Source organism: Anaeromassilibacillus sp. 1001302B_160321_C8, from assembly GCF_015554745.1.
GTDB lineage: Bacteria > Bacillota > Clostridia > Oscillospirales > Acutalibacteraceae > Anaeromassilibacillus > Anaeromassilibacillus stercoravium.
In genome coordinates this window covers 63,641-85,114 of sequence record NZ_JADNJD010000014.1, presented here as the reverse complement: position 1 = coordinate 85,114, position 21,474 = coordinate 63,641, and the positions used below count along the sequence as shown (strand labels likewise).

The 21,474-nt window shown below is 54.5% G+C and carries 20 protein-coding genes; 8 read left to right on the top strand and 12 right to left on the bottom strand.

The window, feature by feature from the left end; translation table 11 throughout:
* Positions 1-2: 2 nt before the first annotated feature.
* Positions 3-893, top strand: a complete 891-nt coding sequence (locus I2E77_RS10190; protein ID WP_195451175.1) for a hypothetical protein — start codon at positions 3-5, stop codon at positions 891-893.
* Between the two features lie 216 nt (positions 894-1,109).
* Here the strand turns inward: I2E77_RS10190 and I2E77_RS10185 are convergent, their stop codons facing one another.
* Complete coding sequence (locus tag I2E77_RS10185) at positions 1,110-2,456, bottom strand: MATE family efflux transporter (protein ID WP_195451174.1); 1,347 nt, start codon at positions 2,454-2,456, stop codon at positions 1,110-1,112.
* Between the two features lie 325 nt (positions 2,457-2,781).
* Entirely contained in the window at positions 2,782-4,050 is a 1,269-nt protein-coding gene (locus tag I2E77_RS10180) for a hypothetical protein (RefSeq protein WP_191441138.1), read from the bottom strand.
* A 499-nt stretch (positions 4,051-4,549) separates the two neighbouring features.
* Between I2E77_RS10180 and I2E77_RS10175 the strand changes: the two genes are divergently transcribed.
* Positions 4,550-5,251: a GNAT family N-acetyltransferase gene (locus I2E77_RS10175; protein ID WP_140400328.1), complete on the top strand. Its 702-nt coding sequence runs from the start codon at positions 4,550-4,552 to the stop codon at positions 5,249-5,251.
* Here I2E77_RS10175 and I2E77_RS10170 read toward each other — a convergent pair.
* Entirely contained in the window at positions 5,154-5,837 is a 684-nt protein-coding gene (locus I2E77_RS10170) for an ABC transporter ATP-binding protein (RefSeq protein ID WP_442858922.1), read from the bottom strand. The genes I2E77_RS10175 and I2E77_RS10170 overlap by 98 nt on opposite strands.
* Positions 5,838-6,204: 367 nt before the next feature.
* Here I2E77_RS10170 and I2E77_RS10165 point away from each other — a divergent pair, with 367 nt between their 5' ends.
* On the top strand, positions 6,205-7,728 hold the full coding sequence (locus I2E77_RS10165) for a phosphomannomutase/phosphoglucomutase (protein ID WP_087231181.1): 1,524 nt from the start codon (positions 6,205-6,207) through the stop codon (positions 7,726-7,728).
* Positions 7,729-7,919: 191 nt separating this feature from the next.
* Here the strand turns inward: I2E77_RS10165 and I2E77_RS10160 are convergent, their stop codons facing one another.
* The 4 genes from I2E77_RS10160 to I2E77_RS10145 all read right to left on the bottom strand — a co-directional run bounded on the left by I2E77_RS10160 (position 7,920) and on the right by I2E77_RS10145 (position 11,039).
* Positions 7,920-8,621, bottom strand: a complete 702-nt coding sequence (locus tag I2E77_RS10160) for an RloB family protein (protein WP_191395842.1) — start codon at positions 8,619-8,621, stop codon at positions 7,920-7,922.
* A gap of 2 nt (positions 8,622-8,623) precedes the next feature.
* Complete coding sequence (locus tag I2E77_RS10155; protein ID WP_191395843.1) at positions 8,624-9,973, bottom strand: AAA family ATPase; 1,350 nt, start codon at positions 9,971-9,973, stop codon at positions 8,624-8,626.
* Between the two features lie 162 nt (positions 9,974-10,135).
* Positions 10,136-10,429, bottom strand: a complete 294-nt coding sequence (locus tag I2E77_RS10150) for a helix-turn-helix domain-containing protein (protein ID WP_087231178.1) — start codon at positions 10,427-10,429, stop codon at positions 10,136-10,138.
* A 52-nt stretch (positions 10,430-10,481) separates the two neighbouring features.
* The gene (locus I2E77_RS10145; protein ID WP_195451172.1) at positions 10,482-11,039 is read right to left on the bottom strand and encodes a hypothetical protein; all 558 of its coding nucleotides are present in this window, start codon (positions 11,037-11,039) and stop codon (positions 10,482-10,484) included.
* A 28-nt stretch (positions 11,040-11,067) separates the two neighbouring features.
* Between I2E77_RS10145 and spoVAC the strand changes: the two genes are divergently transcribed.
* The 3 genes from spoVAC to I2E77_RS10130 all read left to right on the top strand — a co-directional run bounded on the left by spoVAC (position 11,068) and on the right by I2E77_RS10130 (position 13,222).
* Positions 11,068-11,481, top strand: a complete 414-nt coding sequence (spoVAC, locus tag I2E77_RS10140; RefSeq protein ID WP_087231689.1) for a stage V sporulation protein AC — start codon at positions 11,068-11,070, stop codon at positions 11,479-11,481.
* Between the two features lie 13 nt (positions 11,482-11,494).
* Entirely contained in the window at positions 11,495-12,514 is a 1,020-nt protein-coding gene (spoVAD, locus tag I2E77_RS10135; RefSeq protein ID WP_191395845.1) for a stage V sporulation protein AD, read from the top strand.
* 381 nt (positions 12,515-12,895) lie between these two features.
* Complete coding sequence (locus tag I2E77_RS10130; RefSeq protein WP_195451171.1) at positions 12,896-13,222, top strand: hypothetical protein; 327 nt, start codon at positions 12,896-12,898, stop codon at positions 13,220-13,222.
* Positions 13,223-13,625: 403 nt separating this feature from the next.
* Here I2E77_RS10130 and I2E77_RS10125 read toward each other — a convergent pair whose 3' ends face one another.
* The 5 genes from I2E77_RS10125 to I2E77_RS10105 all read right to left on the bottom strand — a co-directional run bounded on the left by I2E77_RS10125 (position 13,626) and on the right by I2E77_RS10105 (position 19,672).
* A complete protein-coding gene (locus tag I2E77_RS10125) occupies positions 13,626-15,443 on the bottom strand; it encodes a serine hydrolase domain-containing protein (protein ID WP_195451170.1) in 1,818 nt (605 codons plus the stop codon).
* A gap of 6 nt (positions 15,444-15,449) precedes the next feature.
* Complete coding sequence (locus I2E77_RS10120; protein ID WP_195451169.1) at positions 15,450-15,929, bottom strand: hypothetical protein; 480 nt, start codon at positions 15,927-15,929, stop codon at positions 15,450-15,452.
* A gap of 41 nt (positions 15,930-15,970) precedes the next feature.
* Positions 15,971-17,230: a competence/damage-inducible protein A gene (locus tag I2E77_RS10115; RefSeq protein ID WP_191405482.1), complete on the bottom strand. Its 1,260-nt coding sequence runs from the start codon at positions 17,228-17,230 to the stop codon at positions 15,971-15,973.
* Between the two features lie 118 nt (positions 17,231-17,348).
* Positions 17,349-18,527, bottom strand: coding sequence for a tRNA uracil 4-sulfurtransferase ThiI (thiI, locus tag I2E77_RS10110; RefSeq protein WP_195451168.1), 1,179 nt, complete (start codon positions 18,525-18,527; stop codon positions 17,349-17,351).
* A gap of 17 nt (positions 18,528-18,544) precedes the next feature.
* Entirely contained in the window at positions 18,545-19,672 is a 1,128-nt protein-coding gene (locus I2E77_RS10105) for a cysteine desulfurase family protein (protein ID WP_242969642.1), read from the bottom strand.
* A gap of 254 nt (positions 19,673-19,926) precedes the next feature.
* Here I2E77_RS10105 and I2E77_RS10100 point away from each other — a divergent pair, with 254 nt between their 5' ends.
* A complete protein-coding gene (locus I2E77_RS10100) occupies positions 19,927-20,337 on the top strand; it encodes a Fur family transcriptional regulator (RefSeq protein WP_087231152.1) in 411 nt (136 codons plus the stop codon).
* Positions 20,327-20,896, top strand: coding sequence for a GNAT family N-acetyltransferase (locus tag I2E77_RS10095; protein ID WP_195451167.1), 570 nt, complete (start codon positions 20,327-20,329; stop codon positions 20,894-20,896). Before I2E77_RS10100 ends, I2E77_RS10095 begins: the two co-directional genes overlap by 11 nt.
* Positions 20,897-21,474 lie beyond the last annotated feature (578 nt).

Sequence of the window (21,474 nt, the reverse complement as noted above, 5' to 3'; positions counted from 1 at the left end):
CCATGTTTCTGAAAAATTTTAAAATCGACACCTCGCGTGCGCGGGAATTTTGGCCGCGCCACGTCAACACGTTGGAGGAACTCCCCGCGCCGTACCGCCCGCATGTGGCGGAATGGATGGAGCAGGGGATGCCCCTCTCGCAGGTCATTTTTGTCCGGCAGACCAACCACTGGGTCACGGAAAAGCCGGAGTATGTGCTCGCCTGGATGGGGCGCCGCCTCCTCTATATTCAAAAGCAGCCCCTGGGCGGCGTGGCCCCCACGGTGATCGAGGCCGATACCATTTTCTACGCCCTATATTCCCATCGCCTTCTGGACAACCGCATGACGATCGGTTATTCGGCAGGCAACGAGCCGCAAACCATCATGCTTCATTTCAACGCGGCCACGGAAGAACTCTTCTACCCGGTATTCGAGCTTCTTCTGCGGAACCCCTTTACACAGCCGAGCGAAGCGCGCAGCAAAAACCAAGCGGATACCATCGTTTCCCTCCAGGAAAAGACCTTCAAGATGTGCAGCTATCTGGATTTCGTTTACCGCTTTGACGATACCATCCTGGCGTATTACTGGGATAAAAACATCACGCCGGAGCAGCAGAAGCGCAACGCAAAGAGCCTGAAGCGCATAGAGGATACGGAATATCTCGCTGCGCTCATGGGCCGGGGCCTCGCTTTGGAGAAGATCGCAGAAAACGCCATCGACGTCGCCTATCTCTTCCGCAGCGCCGTCGGGGAGGCGTCCGTGGTATCCTCTGCGCAAGGCGAGCTCTCCCTCTGTTTCCCGTGCGTCTCTGGGGAATCCTTCTTTGTCCCGGTCAAGCCGGAAAACCGCCCCGAGGCGGAGGCGTTCGCACAAAAGTTCAACAAGAATGTGAGCATTTCGCTCGCCAAATAAATCTCTCCGCCCGTGGGCAGCCCGCCTGCAAAGGATTCTTCCGCAGATGCGCCACAGGCATATCCCTGCAAAAAACGCATGACAGAACAAATTCTGTCATGCGTTTTTTGGTTTCGTTTCAAATATCGCTATCCGGGAATTCCCAAAACGACGAAGTAGTTTCCATCTGCCAGCCGTGCCCCTTCCTCTGGCTTTCCCTTGCCGCCTGCGAATCCGTTAGGCATTGGAGGCCGACGGGCGCGCTTGGGCCCGCTTCCAGAGCATACGGGCAACATACAACAACAGCAGAATCCCCCACGAAAACGCCTCCGCATAGGCGATGATGCTGTTTCCAAAAACGCCTGCAAAGGCATACGATGCGATAATCCGGCACGCCAACGATACGATTCCTGCGACACTGGAATAGACCACATCGCCAATCCCTTCCAGATACCCGCGCGTGGCAGTCGCGAGGCCATAGACCACATAAAAGCTGGCCAGCCGTTGGAAGAATCCACGCCCGATTTCCACTGCTTCGGGCCCAGCGCCGAACAGCGCAATCAGCGGGCCTCCAACGGGGACAACCAGCACCGTCATCAACACCGACACAACGGCCATCAGCACCGTACCGACCATATAAATCTTCCGGGTTTTCTTTTCTTCCCCCGCGCCGTAGCTCTGGGCGACAATCGTGGAGATCCCGGAACCCAAATTGATAATGGGAAGCAGTGCGATCGAATCGATCCGGTATGCCGTTGTGATCGCCGCCACTGTTTGCGTTCCAAAGCCATTCATAAAGTTTTGCAGCAGCAGGCTTCCAAAGGCACTGACGCTGGACTGGATCATCGGCGGAATGCCAAAGCGCAGCCCACCGGCCAGGGTCTGCCGGTCCACAATCCCCCGCCGCAGGCGGAACCGCAGCACAGGGTATTTTTTGATTGCGTAAAGGATGATGAACACCGTCATGGCCGCCTGGGAAACAACCGTTGCAATGGCAGCCCCCGACACGCCCCAATGCAGAACGGCGACAAAATAGAGATCTAAGGCTACATTCACAACGGAGGAAATCAGGACTGCCAGAAAGGGGGCGCGGCTGTCCCCCATCCCACGGAGTGCGGCGGAATAGACATTGTAAACCGCCAAAAAGGGAATGCCCAGAAAAATGATCCGCAAATACGCTTCCGCCAGCAGCACCGTATCCGGCGTGGTATGGAGAAGGTGCAAAATCGGGGAAGTCAACCAAATCCCCACCGCGGCGAGGATCGCAAAAAACACGCCAAGCGTCACAGAAAATGTTGACAGCACTTGGGGCACGGAATCCGTACGGCCCCCTCCGAATCTTTGCCCGACCAAGATCGAAAGCCCCAGGGTAAACCCGGTGATCGCCATAAGATAAAAGTTGATAACGGTGGTGGTCGCCCCGACCGCCGCCAACGCCCGCTCGCCCTCCACATTTCCCACGATGAAGGCGTCTGCCCAGTTATAGAGCTGCTGCAAGATCCCGCTCAAAATGAGCGGCAAGCTGAACGTAATCAATCCATATGCGATGCTTTTAAATCCGCTTGGCCCTTTTGATTCAACCACCGGCCATCCCCTCCTAAAGATCCCATTCTCCGAATCCCGGAACCCTGCAAAATGGAATCATCCCTGTCATAAATCCCCCAGCTCTGTTGGGGTAAGTAGCCGCCTCCAAAAGAAAAACCGTATCCAAGTTTCGCCTTGAATACGGCAGATGCTTACCCGAACGGCTTGATTCTGGAAACCATTATAACAAATAGGCGGGAAACACGCAAGGGAAGCGTCCGGCGCTGGTTTTTCCTGCAAGGGGGGCGGGACCTTCCCAGATGGGCAACTGCGGGAAAAAGCCACAAAAGGCCGTGGGCATTGTTGCAGCCCACGGCCTTCCGGTTTATTTGTCGTTTGGCCCGTTGTCAAAGAAAGCGTCCCAATCAAAGTTCCCGTTTTCGTCCTTTTGATCCTTCATGATCTCGACTTTAAATCCATAAGGATTGGCCGCCGCATCCTTGGATTCCTCACGCGGCATCTCCCCCGGCTTTGCATCCGGAATAAACCGCACTTCCGGCTCGGCAATCTCAACATTCTTTTGTATGGGCGCCTCTTCTGTCAGCGCACCCACCGGGGGCGCTCCCTCTTCCGTAACCGCTTCGTCCTGCGGCTCTTCCGTGGGGATCTGCTCCTCTTCCTCGGGTTCCGCCAGGTCTTCCGGCTCCGATTCCCCTCCAAACAGATAGTCCTCGCGCTGCTGGACGCCGCTGCTGTCGGAGCTGATGTCCGTAAATTCCTGGATTTCCCCCGTATCATCAAAGGCCGCGCGTCTCCGCGGCGCAAAGAACTGGGCGTATACAAAGAACGCGATGCCGCCTAAACCAAGCACAATCAAGAGGATTCCCACCGGTAAAATCCAGGAGAACGATCCTTGGCTTGTATTCGAGCCGCTCTGGTTTTCCTGCTGCTGGATGTTCTCAAAGGGCTTTGCATCGGGCGACTGGCTGACCTCCCCGCTTGTGAGCAGCTCGCTCCAATCCTGGGAGGAAAGCAGATCCGGGTCATCGGTCGCTTCGGCTGCACGGGAAGCGTTCTCGTTGATCTCCTCGTTGTCCGTGTCAACGATGACCGACGGTCTCTGGCTGACCGGCGGTTGATAGGGCTCTTCCTCCACGGGTTCCTCTTCCACAGGCTCCGATGCCTCCGTATCGGAGGATTCTGTTCCTTCCGGCAGGCTCTCCGTCCCATCAGACGGGGTCGTCCCATCGGGATTTACCGGCGCGTTCGGGTCTGTGGGAGGCTCCGTCGTTGGCGGTGTCTCCTCTCCCGGCGAAGTGACAGGCGCATTGGGATCAAACGGCGGGGAAATCCCCGGGTCCGTCGGGGTCGTTGGGTTGTTTGGGTCCACAGGCGTCTCTGCATTGGGATCGGTGCCAGACGGGACCGTTGGATCGGCCGGCGTATTGGGGTCCGTGTTTGGAATAATGGGGTTGACCGTTGAATCCCCTGGCACACCCGGGTCCGCCGTAGACTCTACCGGCGTCGTTGGGTCTGGGACCGGCGTGATCTCCGTTGCGGATGCCGATGCAGCAAATGTAGAGGCTGCAAAGACAAGAACGGTAAATAGGAGGGCTGCCCGGTGCAGCAATCTATTGCATTTCGATCGTTTCATATTGATTAATTCGCTCTCCTGTCTAAAATCAGGCGTACGAGCCCCAAAAGGAAATCGTCGCATTTTCCTTACCATCATATCACAAACGGACCTAAAAATACAACTGGTAAATCGACGGCCCGTGAGAAAAGAATCCCGCCGGGGCGGCGGGCAAACTGGTTGTGCCCAAGCCGTGTCCCGATTCATACAATAATTATGTAAAACGGTATATGCCGCACAAGGGGCCAACGCCCACACCAGGCACACTATTTGTATAACTTATTTAAAAAATACAAATTGTATATCCAAAGGCGCTGTTCTTTTATGAGGGTGCTTTTTCCAGAAAAAGATTCCTAAAAATCCGCATGGAAATGCTTGCGGATGCCAGGGGAACGCGCTATAATGTAGGCGCGCAAACATACCTCCTCGGGAGGGCAGTGCAGATTGGCGTCTGCTCTTTGTTGCGCAGGCTCCCGGAGCGAACTCCGGGCAAAATTTTTGAGATGGGAGAATTTGAATCATGCGTACATTAGAGCCGGCCAGTATTACACTCGGCACGGTGGATGATCTTCCGCAAATCTATGCGGATATGGAGAAGCAGTTCCCACCCGACGAAATGTACAAGTATAAGAACCTCTTGCATCTTTTGCACGGGGACAAATACAAAATCTTATTGTACAAGCGGAATTCCGATGGAGAGCTGCTCGGCTATGCATTGGTTTATACCGTAGAAAATTGCAACATCCTTTGGCTGGACTACATCGCCATTTTAAAGGAGCATCAAACCCATGGCTATGGCGCCCAGCTGTTCAACGCTCTGTGGCACAAATATTGCGGGCCGTACGACGGCATTTTGTTCTCTCTGGAGCACATCAGCAAGAACAACCCCAGCTTGGCAAAACGCCAAGAGCTCCGCATTCAGTTCTATGAAAAAGTAGGGGCCTACCGGCTGCATGCCGATTTCCAACTCCCATGCGAAAACGGCGCGCTTCCCATGTATCTATATTTCAAGCCTCGCCGTGGATTGTGCGCCATCAGCCGCACCGTGCAGCTTCAGGCGATCCGCCAAATTTATGAATACTGTTTTTACCATTTTGCGCACAACAAAGAGCTGCTCGCCCATTTCAAACCAACAATCTTGGACGAACGGCTTCTTCCAACACGCCGTCCCGTATTGCAACACGCCGCTGCGCCCGTTGTGCAATCCGTTCGTCGTGCGTAATTAAGAGGACCGTCCGGCCCTCTTCATGCAATCCATGTAAGATATCCATGACCGCCGCGCCTGATTTCGTATCGAGGTTGCCGGTGGGTTCGTCCGCCAAAATGATGGGTGGCCTTGCCGCAATCGCGCGTGCAATGGCCACCCTTTGTTGTTGCCCGCCGCTCATTTGGTTGGGCCGGTGGCACATCCGCTCCTCCAACCCTACCCTGCACAGGGCGTCCTCGGCCAAAGCCCGCCGTTCCTCCCGCGGGATTCCCCGGTAGGAAAGCGGCAATTCCACATTTTCCAGAGCGGTCAACCCCGGCACCAAATTGAACCCCTGAAAAATGAACCCAATTTCCCGGTTCCGGATGCTGGAGAGCTGGTCTTCGGAAAGCGCGTCAACATTTTCCCCGTCAAGGATGTATTCCCCGGAGGTTGGCGTATCCAAACAGCCCAACACATTCATCAGCGTGGACTTTCCGGAGCCCGACCGCCCTACAATGGCGACAAACTCCCCCTTGTCCACCGTGAGGGAAACGCCATCCAATGCGCGGACCTCATTTTCCCCTTGATGATAGATTTTATAAAGATTGCGTACGATCATAATTGGTTCCATCTTTTCACCCCGCAATATCATACCCAGCAATATTGCAAAGATACTGGCAGCAAAAGCTTTTACAAATGTGCCAGAATCCGGTATAATAAAGATAAGAAGGGTGTTTTTCCTTTCAGGCGAATCAGTGCGATTGAAAGACATGGGGGAATTGGCCCTACTTGGGTTTTATACTCTATAGGATGGAGTGGTCCCGCCTTGGATCGATCGTGAGGGGATAAAATCCATGGCATACGAATCGATGGCAATACGTTCAATAGAGGCAAACCGCAATAGGATTCCACAATCTCTGCTTTTACGAAATCTCACGAAAGTTTAATAAGCCAAGGATTTTTAATAAATTAAAGGAGAACGAACAATGCTGAATACCTATTGGAAACAATTTAAGAGTGGCACGGACATCCGCGGAGTGGCCAGCGAGGGGGTTGCGGGACAGGAGGTCAACTTGACCGACGAAGCCATTGAAAAAATGGCGGCGGGATTTGTCTTGTGGTTGTCCCAAGCGGTTGAAAAAGAACCGTCCGCTCTGACCATCGCTGTTGGGCACGATTCCCGCATTTCTGCGCAGCGCATCCAGGATGCCGTCACGCGCGTCCTGGTGGGAGCGGGCGTGCGGGTGCTGGACTGCGGCCTGGCTTCCACTCCTTCCATGTTCATGACAACCATCGACCTGGCGTGCGACGGTTCGGTTCAGATCACCGCAAGCCACCATCCGTTCAACCGCAACGGCTTGAAATTCTTCACCAAAAACGGCGGTTTGGACGGCCCGGACATCGAGCAGATCCTTCTGTTTGCGCAGGAGGGCCAGACGCCGCCCGCAGGCGAGGGCCATGTGGAGGCGGTCAACTACATGGCGGACTACGCCAAGCGTCTGCGCGAGATGATCCAGAAGGGCGTCAATGCGGCGGACTATGAACATCCGCTCAAGGGCTTCCATATTGTGGTGGACGCCGGCAACGGCGCAGGCGGGTTCTACGCGAGCGATGTGCTGGCGCCGCTGGGCGCGGACGTCACAGGAAGCCAATTCTTGGAGCCCGACGGCATGTTCCCGAACCATATCCCCAACCCGGAGAACGAAGAGGCGATGCAGTCCATCTGCAAAGCGGTCTTGGATGCAAAGGCGGACATGGGCGTGATCTTCGACACCGACGTGGACCGCGGCGGTGCGGTGGACGCGCGCGGCGAAGAGATCAACCGCAACCGCCTGGTAGCGATTGCATCCGCGATTGCGTTGGAGGGCAATCCCGGCGGCACGATCGTGACCGACTCCATCACGTCCAGCGGCCTAAAGGAATACATCGAAGGGACTTTGGGCGGCGTCCACCATCGCTTTAAGCGTGGCTACAAAAACGTCATCAACGAGGCGCTGCGTCTGAATCAGGAGGGCGTCAACTGCCCGTTGGCGATTGAAACGTCCGGCCATGCGGCCATGCGGGAAAATTACTTCCTGGACGATGGCGCCTATTTGGTGACAAAAATCATCATCCAGATGGCGCGCCTGCGCGCAGAGGGCAAGACCCTGGACTCGATGTTGGAATCGCTCAAAGAGCCGGTGGAGACGGCAGAACTGCGGTTCCCGATTCTCAAAGAGGATTTCCGTTCCTATGGGGAGTCCGTGATTGCCGGTGTGAGCGCCTATGCAAAGACGCATGCCTGGAATGTTGCGCCGGATAACCGCGAAGGCATCCGCGTTTCGTTTGGCAAGGACAAAGGGGACGGCTGGTTCCTGCTGCGGTTGAGCGTACACGATCCGATCATGCCGCTGAATATCGAGAGCGACACCGTTGGCGGCACGAAGCTGATTGCCGAGCAGCTCAACGATTTCCTGATGGAGTGCCAGTGGCTGGGCCACGAGGTAATGGATAATTTCTTGGCCCAATAACGGCCGGCTATTTGATTGCGAAATAGACGATAAGCCAGCTCACGGGAGTGCAAAATGCTCCGATGGGCTGGCTTTTCTTTTGCTTCTATATTTCATGGAAAGATACGATTCCCGTTAACTATGAAAAATCATGTTCCATGATTTCAAGGGCGAAACTTCTATACAAAATATTATGAATATTTAATATGTAACTATAGCTTATTGGCTGCATCGCCTCGGATCATTTCAATTATCTTCCCAATATTACAGGTAATTTTGCCTTGGCAGTCGTGGATATCTTGGTTAATTTTTCTCTCTTGCTCAATTTCTATGCCTATTTGGGTTGCCAATTCTCCAATCTCTGGATTCTTTTTCGAATTTTTTCCTGTCCTTTTCCAAAGCAAATGATAGATAAAAGTATGATTTCCAACTTTTTCGTTTTTTATAATTGCATCCATATTAGGCAAAATATCCTTCTCATATGCATCTTTAAAATGCAGTAATAAAAATAATTCAAACGATGGATTCGATATTGCTAAAATATTTTCTTTCTCTCCTAAAGCTACTACTTCTTGAAAATTTGTCACCTTCTTCTCAAAAATATCTGCATCAAAAACTACGATCATCTTGTCCCATTTTTTATGAAACCCGATTTTCTTTTTCTGTTTATTTGCAAAGTCTATTAGTTGCATCGGATAACTGATATTTCGATCTTCTTCTGTTTTTTCTAATAGGCATAAATCAATTAGGGGATGAATATCCAATTCCTTTCGCAAATCAATTAATCTTTTAAAATACCAAGTCTCTGTGTTTGCGCCTTCACAAATAAAAAAATACCTTCGATATGGATCGATCTGATCTTGCGCATCAGAAGGCCGTCTGTTCCAATTAGAATAATTACGAATAGGTGGCATAATTACTCCTCCCTTTCGTATTCAAAAGAGGAAAAGATAGGGATAGCACCATATCTACCCTCTAAATAGGACTTGCTTAAAATTTTATCATATCTTTCTTTAAATCGATCCAAGGAGTAAATATTACTGGAATTTTCACTATCTCGTTCTACAAACCAAATTTCATCTCTTCTAAAGAGCGATTGATCCATAATAGAAGATTCATGGGTCGTAAACAAAAGCTGTACCTTATCATCATCGTGTGCCTGCATGAATAGTTTTAGAAAATGTTCTGTCAACTTCGGATGTAAACTTCGCTCTAATTCATCCACGACGAATATCATATCATCGTTTGATGTAAGGATCATATCCAATAAGTCGAATATTCTGCGGGTTCCATCGGATTCATCTTCAAAACCGAAGTCAAAAAACGATTTTCCGTGATGCAACCGTATTGTTGTAACTTTTACCTGTTGATTTCTATCAACTTCAACATTAAAAAAGTTTGTATCCGATCTCATAGATAAACGGGTTTTCTTTTGATTCGTTATCTTACTTTTTATTTGGAGCAAAATCTCTTCAAAAACTTGTCTAGGTAAAACATCGCTAAGTTCATCTAAACTGGTTTCCTCGATTTTGACTTCGCTAATTCCTGTATCAAACGTTTTAATTAAACGATTAATCTGATCCAGCGATTTTTCATTATAGTAATATTCAAAATTTGTAATCACAGTATTTGGCGTTAAAACCACTATATTCTTTTGAATCCAGTGAAATATCCATTGAAAGAATCGTATTTTAGAATCCTCATTGTATTTTTTTCCGTGGTTCATTTCAGACAAAAACAGAAACGTCTCATTCCCTGCAAAGTCTTCTGCATAAATATCAAATTTATTTTTTTCCTCTTCATTTAAACGGATTGTGTCACCCAGAACAGGACGACATTTCCCCGTACGTTCAAACAAACAATGTGCTGAACCATTTCGAAATAGCTCATAAAGCCATTCTCCCGTAAATTTTCTTTGACTTAATATAGCCGAAAAGCCATATGCATAAAATTTATCATTATAGGTAAATTGAATCTCAAAAGAGCTCTCCCGTTCTTCATTTTCCTTTTTATTTTTACAGAACATCTTTGCAGATTCAATGGACAAGCCGGTTCTTACGCATTCTTTAAAAAAGCGGAAGAACTCCACTAAATTTGTTTTACCTGAAGCATTTGCACCATAAATTACGGCATATTTTAACAATGCCGTTCCTTTAATTTCAATTTTATGATCACGATGACTTCTAATTTTGTTCGAGGAAATCATAGTAAATTCGGTCTTACTGTCAAAAGATTTAAAGTTTTCTATACTGACTTTTACTAACATTTATCTCACCCCTTTAATTTTAAGTATACGCAACTTGATTAAAAATATCAATGAAAAATTTGTATTTAGAGATTTTTTCTCTGTTTAATCAAAACGAATCTAAAAAAGACCTGCCACACTTATTATTGCAACAGGTCTCTTCTTCACTTTAAAGCAGAAAAACTATCTTTCCCGGAACGAATCCAGCAACTCCCGAATCAACCGGGCTTGTTTGGGAGTAAACCCATCCAAATACAACATCGGTCGGTTATCCACACCCAAAAGGTAATCGGTGGAAACATTATATAAGCGTGCAAGGTCGATCAGTGTCTCAAGGGAGGGAGTCTTTGTATTATTCTCATAACCACTAACGGTTGAAACTCCTAATTTCAACCGCTCGGCAACTTGTTTTTGTGTCATTCGTTTTGTTTGGCGCAATTCTTTCAACCGCAGCCCAAAATCATAAAACTCTCCCATATACATCACCCAAATTAACTGTATAGGATTTTTATACCCTTAAAGGAGATTTTTATGCTTGATATTTTACTTTTAGTGTTGTATTATGGATATAACAGCTAAAAGGGGATGGTTTGGATGATTCGATGCGACAAACAAGGAATCCATGACCTTTATCTGCAAATGGCGCGGCTGGACCGCTACGTCGCCCGCCAGCCATCCTATATTGATTCTTTCCATGCCCTGCATGTTTGGCGGGAGCTGGAGCATGTGCAAAAGGAAGCCCTGCGCCTGCGGATTTCCCTTTTAGAAGATGAACACGTTGATTATTTGTGCGGGGATGGGAAAGACCATCCATACCTATAATCAAGACAGCTGCTAAAACCTGCTGCAAATAGATCAGACTATAGACGCGCCTCTTCCGGTGAAAAGCCGAAAGAGGCACATGTTTATTTATATGCAAAATAAAAGCAACAGGATCGTTCGAACCATTCTTTCGCTCGCCGCCGAACCAGCGCATCCCTTCCGGTCCATGAAAACCCACGCCCACAGGGAATGCGGTATAAAACTGTGTCAAAAGGCCAAAATAGGAGGTAAATAGAACAAAAAGGATGTGAGCGGATTTGGACATCAAAGTCACCAGAACCGAATACCAGCAAATGGCCGAAACTGTTTCGCCGAAGTCAAAGGTACTGCGCAATTGCGTGATGGCCTTTCTGGTCGGCGGGGCAATCTGTGCCCTGGGACAGGCGCTTACCACGCTGTTTTTGTCGTTTGATCTGCCGGAAAAGACAGCCAAGGCGTTTGTCTCCATCTCCCTGATCGCCTTGAGCGCCATTATGACCGGCCTAAAAGTCTACGACAAGATTGCAAAGCACGCCGGCGCGGGCACGCTGGTGCCGATCACCGGCTTTGCGAATTCGATTGTCTCCCCTGCGATGGAGTTCAAAAGCGAAGGCTATATCATGGGCATCGGCGCAAAGATGTTTTCCATCGCCGGGCCGGTGCTGGTCTACGGCACATGCGCCTCCATCATCTATGGGCTGATCCTTTTCCTCTTTAAGATGTACTGAAAGGGGTGCTTCCATGCCGACCAGAATCGGAAAATACACGCTGCAATTGGACAAAGCCCCCGGCATTTTGGGATTCGCCTCTGTTGCGGGCAAGAAGGAGAAGGAGGGGCCGCTGGGCGCCTTCTTTGATGTGAGCCACACCGACAACACCCTGGGGGACGTGAGCTGGGAAAAAGCGGAAAGCCAGCTGCAAACCGAAGCGGTGCAGACGGCGCTCAAAAAGGCCGCTCTGGAGGGCAAAGACGTGGATTACATCCTCGCAGGCGACCTGCTAAACCAGTGCATTTCCTCGACCTTCGGCCTGCGCAGCCTGGGGATCCCCTTTCTTGGCCAATATGGGGCCTGCTCCACGATGGCCCAAACTTTGGGCCTGGCGTCCCTGTTTGTGGAATCCGGGATCGCGCGGCGGGCCGTAGCCGTGACCTCCTCGCATTTCTGCTCCGCAGAGCGGCAGTTCCGTTTCCCGCTGGAATACGGCGGGCAGCGCACCCCGACCGCCCAGTGGACCGCGACCGCGGCCGGTTCTGTCGTCGTCGGGGCGCACGGGCGCGGGGAGGTGAAAATCAACGCCGTAACCTTTGGGCGCATCGCAGACCTTGGCATCAAGGACGCCAACAACATGGGCGCAGCGATGGCCCCCGCCGCCGCGCAGACACTGCACGACTATTTGACCGACACCGGCGCCTCCCCCTCGGACTACGACCTGATCCTCACCGGCGACCTCGGCGCGGTCGGCTGCGAGCTGATGGACGAGATTCTGGAAAAGGACGGCATCGACATCAGGGAAATTCACAACGATTGCGGCCTGATGATCTACGAACGCCAGGCGCAGGACGTCCACGCCGGCGGTTCCGGCTGCGGGTGCTCCGCCGCGGTGCTGTGCTCGATCATCCTGCGGCAGCTTTCCTCCGGGGAGCTCAAAAAGGTGCTCTTCATCGGCACCGGCGCATTGATGTCCACCACATCCTCGCAGCAGGGCGAGAGCATCCCCGGCATCGCGCACTTGGTGTTCCTCGAGTCCCAGGCAAAATAGCCATCCCTTTGAAAAAAGCGTCCTCACGGGTGGGAACTATTCCCTACCTGTGGGGACGCTTTCGCGTTGAAAGATTGACAAAACCGTTGTGTTTCGCTAAAATTATCTTATGAGAAAAAAGATTGTATGGATTGCGATCGGCTTATTCAGTTTTTTGGTGTCCTTCCTCACGATGTTCTGGCTAACGGCGCACAATGAACTCCCTCTGGCGCGTTCCTCGCCGCAAATACGCGCAGTCCCTCTCCGGACCTCCGTTGTTCTCCCAGAACATCAAAGTGAAATGGCGTTTTTATCGGAAAAGGAGGCGTTCCAAACATACCATACCCCGGCCTTTCAGGGGACGATCCGCGCGATCGGGGAGACCTCGACGCCGGGGAAACGGTGACGGTTTTGCTCCCCCGGCCGATCTATCTGCATACATGGGTCGAAGGGACCGAAATCGTCTCTGCCATGCGGGCGGGTATGCGCGGCTATTTCATCCCTGTCCGGCAGTACAAAGCGGACGATACATATACCAAAAACGGCCTGACGTTGTATTATTCGGACCTGGCCAACTACAGCCTTGGCGGGGGCAACTATGGCGTTTTCCTCGAGACGGACGACGGTCTCCTCTTTAATCGCGAAACGTACACCACCCTGAGCCCCAACTGTACCTTTGAACAGGCGGAGGCTTATCTCACCGCGCGGTTAAAACCATTTTCCGAATAAACTCTGGTGTGATGCACAGAGCGGTTTTTCTTCTGTCATGCGACGTATTGCGTCCAGGCTTTGGTTTTTCGCAAAAAGCAGACTCTTTCAACGCATTTTTCCCATTCCCGATCTTTGGGCCACGCCATGCGAACGAAGCCGCGGCCGCTGTAAATAGCAGCTGGAAAAAATCTATATATAAAGAATAAAGAAAAAGACGGCGTCCATGGGATTTCTTCCCGCTTGGATGCCGTTGTCTTTTCTTTTTAGGGGCTGCCCGTGTCATTCGCCGCATTGCTTCCGTTTGTCAAACGCGCCCCTCTTTGCATGCTTTGCTGTTCCCGCCCGCCGGGCGCGCACGGCGCGCTCCTGCCGGAGATCCTCTCCGGCAAAAACGCATTCCATGCGTTTGGCGGGCGGCCACTCACGGCCTCACCCGCGTGGCCTTCACCCGTGGGCGCGAAACCTGCGCGACGCGTTCGTCCAAGCGCTGCTGCCCCACGGTATCCATAAAGAGTTTATTCAGGCTGTTCTGGTTCTCCCTGCCGCCCACCAGGGAAAAGAGCACCTCAAGCGAAGCTTCCACACTCGGCAGCTCGTCAAAGCGGATCAGCATCCGCTCCGGGCTGTACAGGATGAATTTCATAATCCGGACGCTCGGGGTCTCTGTGAAACAGATAAAGACCTTCAACACCGGGCGATCGTCCTCGTCCGTCGTCAGGCGCGCCGTGCTGCCGACCGCATAGATCTCGCCGTTCAGGGTCACGCAGCCCTTGCGCGGGGTCCCGTCCATCCCCGCCACAATGAGGTTGGTCTCCGCACCATCCTCCACGATCAGGCGGCATTCGCCGGGGGAAAATTCCATGCTGATTTTGGAAATGTTGGCGCCAAAATTGTTGGTGGTCCCCTGCAAGATCAAGGGCATCAGGGCGGCGGAGCTGCTTTCCAACTGATACTGACGGCCGTTGAGCTTGCGCAGCTCCGGTGGGACCGTTGGCACAACCTGCTTTTCCGGGAACACACGCCGCCACACACGGCTCCAAGTGGAAAGGCGCTTTGGCTTTGGGGCGGTTTCCCGGATGGCATAGAGGTTCCCCAGGGCGTTGCGCAGCGAACGCAGGGCACGGATGTCGTTTGGCAGCGGATCGTCCGAGAGCCCCTTTGCCGCATCGCCAAAGTATTTCTCCACGATCAGGCAGGTCTCGTCCGCAAAGAGGCTTGGGCTGCCCCCCGTCATCGCAATGACCATATCGCGCTCCGGCAGGACGATCACATATTGCCCCAACATGCCGTTGAACTGATAGGCGCCCTTGGCCCCAAAGCTCCAAATCTGGTAGCCGTATCCCTTGGAGTAGTCGCCCTCGCGGGTGGGCGTGTCCATTTTGGTGGATTCGATCACCCAGTCCTCCGGCAAAAGCTGCTTTTCTTTGCCATCCACCATCCACCGGCCGCGCTGCAAATAAAACTGCCCCAGTTTGGCCATGTCCACGGTGCGCAGCCAGAGACCCCAGCCGCCTTTTTCAATCCCCATGGGGCACACGTCCCAACTCACATTGTGAATCCCCAGGGGGTCAAACAGGCGCGGCGTCAGGTATTCCACCAGGCCCATCCCCGTTTTCTTGCAAAGGATGGCGCTGAGCAAATACGTATTTAAGCTGTTGTAACTGAATTCCGTCCCCGGCTCAAATGAGCAGTCCGACTGCAAAATGGCGCGGACCCAATCCTTCTCCACCACGGAATGGACCTCGTTGAATTTTAATCCGGAGGTCATATTGAGCAGATGGCGCACCGTGATGTTGTTGATGCGCGGGCTGCGGAACAGCACATTTTTATCCGGGAAATATCCGGCCACCTTGTCGTCGAGGGCGAGCAGCCCTTCCTGGACGGCAAACCCCACCGCCATGCTCACCACGCTCTTGGAGAGCGAGAACATCATATGCGGATAGCTGCCGGAATACGGCTTCCAGCTCCCCTCCGCGACGATCTTCCCATGGCGGAGCACCATCGCGCTGTGCACATGGATGGATGGGCAGGCATCCAGCTCTTCAAAAAAGCGCTGGAGATGGGCGCTTGGTATGCCCTCGTGTTCCGGGATGGAACGCATCAGGCCGCCCGAATCGGCGTTGGGGATATTTTTGTGCTTCTGCGGCACAAACGGATACGGGTTGATGTGCTGCAAGTCGCCGCGGAACAGCTTTAGCAACAGGTCTACGACCTTCATCTGGGAACGCAAATCCATCATAGGACATCACCTCGTAAAGAAGGGCTCGATCAACGCCTCGTAGTCGACCTCCTTCGGGGGAGGGACTGGCGTCAGGCCAAATTTTTCCACCAGACGCCGCTGGGTGCCAGGCAGTTGAATCCGCAGCTCTTCCGGCAGATCCGGCAAAAGGACAATCGCCTGCGTCTGGCTCTCCAGCAAATAGCCGCAGGCGTCGAAACCCGTCAGGCGGCGCACATGTTTGGGTTCGCCCTGTTCGTCCAGCGGCACATGCAGCGCCTGGAACACGGTGTCCGCGCAGAGCAGCCGCCCGCCTTCCACCGCGCTCACCAGATAAATCAAGGGGTACTTTTTCAGGAAAGAGGCCAATGCGCGGCACAAGCCCTCCCTGCGTGCGCTCGCATTGACGCCCTGCAGGGCAACCCGCAGGTTTGCCGCCGCTTTGCGCACCTCCTGCTCACACAGGGATGTCCGGCGCGCCTGAAAAAACAGCAGTCCAGCATCCATCGTTTTTCCCTCCGTTTCTTTGAAGTAAATCGGGACGCGGCTTACACCGCGTGTCCTTCCACCGGCAGCCCCGCCAGATACCGCCGCACCATATCGAGCGCATAGTGCGCCGCGCGGTCGCGCACCCACGTGCGGTTCTTGACGCGGCCCGGCGGGTCCATCCGCCGCACCCAGGTGTGCGTCCCATCGCTCAATGCCATATAGACCAGGCCGACCGGCTTTTCCGGTGTACCGCCGCCGGGCCCGGCGAGGCCCGTAATCCCAAGCCCCAAGCTGGCCCCGGCTTTTTTCCGCACGCCTTCGGCCATGGCGCGCGCCACCGGCTCGCTCACCGCGCCATACGCGGGGAACAGCTCCTCCGGCACGCCCAGCAACATGCTCTTGACGTCGTTGGAATAGGTCACCGCGCCCATCTCAAACACCTCGGATGCGCCTGGCACGTCCGTCAGGCGCTTGGCGACCAGGCCGCCGGTGCAGGATTCGGCAGTGGCCAAGTGCAGCCCCTTTTCTTGCAGGCCATGCACCACCACTTCCTCCAGGCTCTCCACGTCCACGCCGTAAACGAATTCGCCTAGGCGCGCACAGACCTCCCGCACCACCGGTTCGCATAGGGCGGCGGCCTCCTGCTCTGTCGCGGCCTTGGCCGTTATGCGCACAAACATCTCGTTCTCTTTGGCATACGTCGCCGCGGTCGGGTTGGCCCCTTCGGTCAGATCGCGGATCTTTTCCTCCGCCGCGCCCTCCCCAATGCCAAACACGCGCACCATCCGGGAGACGATGACCGCCTGTTCCCGCTGCGCCAGATACGGCACCGCATAGCGCTTGAGCATCAGCTCCATCTCGGACGGCGGGCCGGGCAGCATGATGACCACCTTGCCCGTGTCCGTCTCCAAGCCGCAGCCCGGCGCCGTGCCCGCATCGTTCGGGAAGACCGTGCACCCCTTGGGCAGCATGGCCTGTTTGTATTGGTTTTCCCCGCAGTAGCGCCCTTTAAAATAGGTCTCGATGCGCTGGCGGCTCTCCTCATGCAAAACGAGCTCCACGCCCGCCGCCTCCGCGATGGTCTCCTTGGTCAGGTCGTCCCCTGTGGGGCCAAGCCCGCCGGTGGTGATCACGACGTCGCTGCGCGAGAGCGCTTCGCGCAATGCGGCGCGCAGGCGCTCTGCGTTGTCGCCCACCGTGCAGGAAAAGAGCAGGTCGATCCCCAGCGCGGAAAGCTCGCGTGCAATGATGGTGGTGTCCGTATTGACCGTATGGCCCAAAAGCAATTCGGTGCCCACAGAGATAATTTCCGCATTCATTCCGATGTAACCTCCTCACGGTAACGCTTCACAATTTCCAAATGTGTATGCAAAATTCCAGATCCATTTTCTCGCTCATCCGCGGGCAAGAGTGCGCCGCGGCACCCACTTGATTTCCTCAACGATACGCCGTAATCTTCCGGAAGGTCGTGCGGTTCACGCAGTCCTCCAAAAGCGCTTCGCTGTCCAATGCGGATTCCGCCTCCAAGAGCTTTTCCATCTCCGGGCGGGTGCGCGGATGCTTCGGCGTAAAGACCGTGCAGCAATCCTCGTATGGCTGGATGGAGAGGTCGTATGTGTCGATTTTGCGCGCCATTGCGACGATTTCGCTCTTGTCCGTGCCGATCAGCGGGCGGAACACCGGCATCATCGCGGCCGCGTCCGTGCAGACGATCGCCTGCAGCGTCTGGCTGGCCACCTGCCCCAGGCTCTCGCCGGTAATCAGCGCGGAACAGCCCTCCTTGCGCGCAATGCGCTCCGCGGCGCGCATCATAAAGCGCCGCATAATCAAGGTGAAGTACTCCTCGGGGCATTTGTCCCGGATCTCCTCCTGAATCCTCGTAAACGGCACCGTAAACATAAACATCCGGCCCGCATATTCGCTGACCTTTTGCAGCAGGTCGACCACCTTCTGCTCCGCGCGCTCACTGGTGTAGGGCGGGCTGGCGAAGTGGACAGCCGTCAATTCCAGGCCGCGCCGGGCCATCTGCCAGGCAGCCACAGGGCTGTCGATGCCGCCGCTGATGAGGATCGCCGCCTTGCCGCCCGTCCCCACCGGGATGCCGCCCGCGCCGGGCAGCGCTTTCCCATGGATATACGCGCCGAAGTCGCGGACCTCCACCCGCACCTCCAGGTCGGGGTTGTGCACGTCGACGTGCAGGTTGGGGAACTGCTGCAACAGGTATTCGCCCACCGCCGCGGAGATCTCGGGCGATTTCAGCGGGAAATGTTTATCGGAGCGTTTGCTCTCCACTTTAAAGCTGGAGATGGTGCTCAACTGGTCGCGCAGGTAGTCCGCCGCGGTCTTCAGGATGCTGTCCATGTTCTTCTCCGCCATGCACGCGCGGGAGAAGGCGATCACGCCGAACACCTTCCCCACGCGCTCCGCCGCAGCTCCCAAGTCGATGCCATCCTCCAGGGGCTCCACATAGATGGTGGACTGCGCCTCGCGGATATCAAATTTCCCCAACGGTTCCAAACGCCGGCGCAGGTTACGGATCAGGGCGAACTCAAAGCTCTGGCGGTTCAGCCCCTTTAATACAATTTCACCCAATTTGATCAAAATAATCTCTTTCATCTTACAAATCCTTACTTTTATTTTTTGACAGCCAAACTGGCCATGCCCTCGCGCACCCCTTCGATGAGGGCGTCCACGTCTTCCAGCGTATTAAACCGGGAAAAGCTGACCCGCAGGGCCGATTGAATCCGCTCTTTGGGCAGCTGCATGGCCTCCAACACCGGGCTCTGCTTCCCCTTGGAGCAAGCGGACCCGGACGACACATAGACGCCCCGCGCCGCCAGGAAATGGAGCATGGTCTCCGCGCGGACCGCGCCCGCGCTGAAATTGACGATATAGGGCAGCGCGTCCTCCGGCGAATTGAGCGCCACGCCGGGCAGCGCGCGCAATTTTTCCCGGCAGGCCGCGGCAAGCTCCTGCGCGTGCTTCAAGCTCTCGCCCACCGCCGGGAGCGCCTCCACCGCCGCGCCAAAACCGCCGATGGCGGGCAGCGCCTCCGTGCCGGGCCGTATCCCGCGCTCCTGCCCGCCCCCAAAGGAGTGCGGCTGAATCCGGATGCCCTTGCGCACATACAGCGCGCCCACGCCCTTGGGCCCGTGAATTTTGTGCGCGCTGATGCTCATCAGGTCGATCTTTTTCCGCTCCGGCTTGGTATCGAGCTTGCCAAACGCCTGCACCGCATCCACATGGAGCAGGGCCGGCGCTTTCTTCAGCGCGATGGCGCGCGCCGCCGCCTCAATGGGCAGGATGGTCCCCACCTCATTGTTGACCGCCATCATGCTGACCAGCGTGGTGTCGGGCCGGACCGCCTCCAGGACAGCCTCCGGCGCGATATGGCCCTCGCGGTCGGGCTGGAGCCAAGTGACCTCCCAGCCCTCCTTTTCCAGCTGGCGCACGGCATTCGCCACGGACGGGTGCTCGATCTGCGTGGTGACGATATGCATCCCCATGCGCTTCCGGGCATATGCGGCGCCAAAAATGGCCAGGTTGTTGCTCTCCGTCCCGCCGGAGGTAAAGAACACCTCTTCCTCCTTCGCGCCCAGCGCCGCAGCCACGCTCCGGCGCGCCTGGGTCAACGCTTGTTCCGCGCGAAAGCCCAACGCGTGCAGGGAGGAAGGGTTTCCGTAATTTTCCGTCATCAGTTCCATCACCTTGGCGGCCGCCGTCTCGCATACGCGGGTGGTGGAGGAATTGTCGAGATACACTTCGTTCAAGGGGCAGGACCTCCGATATGTCTATTCATAAGTCCCTATTATACACCATCCCGGCAGTCTGGGCAACGCGCGCCATTGCAATTTTGGATTTTCTGTTTATAATAAGAAGCAGCGAATCCGGGACAAGCGGGGACGCCCCCCGGCCTTTTGCCGGGGGTTCCGGCGCACGCCGAAACGCTGGCGCGGCAACGCGCCAGCTGCGTCCCCGCCCTCCCGTTCCATCCAATCTTGAAAGGAGCGCCGCTATGAAAAACACCAAACAACGCGAAGCCATGCTGTGCGTCCTGCGCCAGAGCACCGACCCGCTGAGTGCGGAGGACATCTTTGCACAGATGAAGGCGGCGTTTCCATCCCTGGCGCTGTCCACCATCTACCGCAACCTGGAGCGCTTCGCCGCGGACGCGCTGGTCGAACGCAGCGACTTTGGCGACGGTGTGGTGCGGTATTCGCTGGCGCGGGAGCAGCACGGCCATTACCTGGTCTGTACTGGGTGCCACGCCAAAATCAAGCTCTGCGACTGCCCGCTCTCCGGCATGGAGCGGACCATCGCGGAGGAGACCGGCTTCACTGTGGAAAGCCACACATTGACGATCTATGGCAAATGCCCGAAATGCGCCAAAAAGCCGGAGACAGGAGGGACATCCCATGGAATTTGAACTGCGCCCCTGGCGGATGGAGGACGCCGAATCCATCGCCCGCTACGCCAACAACCCCAAAGTCGCCGCCAACCTGCGCGACACCTTCCCCCACCCCTATACCCAGCAAGATGCGGCGGCGTTTATCCAAAGCTGCCTGGACGCGGACCCCGCCCGATGCTGCTTCCGCGCGATCGCGGTGAATGGGGAGGCGGTTGGCAGCATCAGCCTTTCCATCGGAGAGGATATTTCCTCTAAATCAGCGGAGCTCGGCTACTGGCTTGCGGAGCCGTACTGGGGGCAGGGGATTATGCCGGAGGCAGTCCGGCAGATCTGCGGCTTTGCCTTCCAAACCTATGGCCTTGCGCGCATCTTCGCTGTGCCGTTCGCCTATAACCTCGCCTCCCGCCGCGTCTTGGAAAAGGCAGGATTCCAGCAGGAAGGTCTTATGCGGAACAGCGTCTACAAGCGCGGCATGCTCTACGATTCCTATTTATATGCGCGGACGAGCCAAGACGGACCCGCGCATGATCCAGACCGGACCGACCGGGAAGAGCATGCTTCCAGCAGGCTGAAATGAGGTCAGCCTGCTCACAGGTTTTGTAATATTTTTAAGGCAGAGCGGCAAATCGGATTTTTATGATGGCGGGGAGAAAAACATCGTATGATGGATTTTATGATTGATTTTATCGCAGAGTTTATAGCGAGTCTGATCGAATGGCTGGCAACGCCTTGGGTGGATAAGATGAATAAAAAATGGAAACGCAGAAAAAAATAGGTGGATTTCCATGACCAAGCGTACACCGTGAAAATCCATCACGACGCGGAAGGGAGGCCGAAGCATATTCGCCTTCCCTTTTTCTATGCGCATAGGCAGAAAGGCGCGGCTTTCCAGGGCCAAGGGAGAAAGCCTGTGAGAAATTGACTTTGCGATAAAGATGGAGCGCCGTTTGACCGCACCAAATAAATCCATCTATACTTGGGTATGGATTTTAGTCCCCAGGAACACAAACTGGAATGAAGAAAAAATCAAACGGCTGCTGTCCGGAGGATTCCCCCAAAACAGCAGCCGTTGCTTTCTGTTGCGTTATGAACGTCCCTACAATGCCGTGCCAGACGCCGCTGGCAAGAGGTACGCCCGAGCGGGCAAGCCACGCC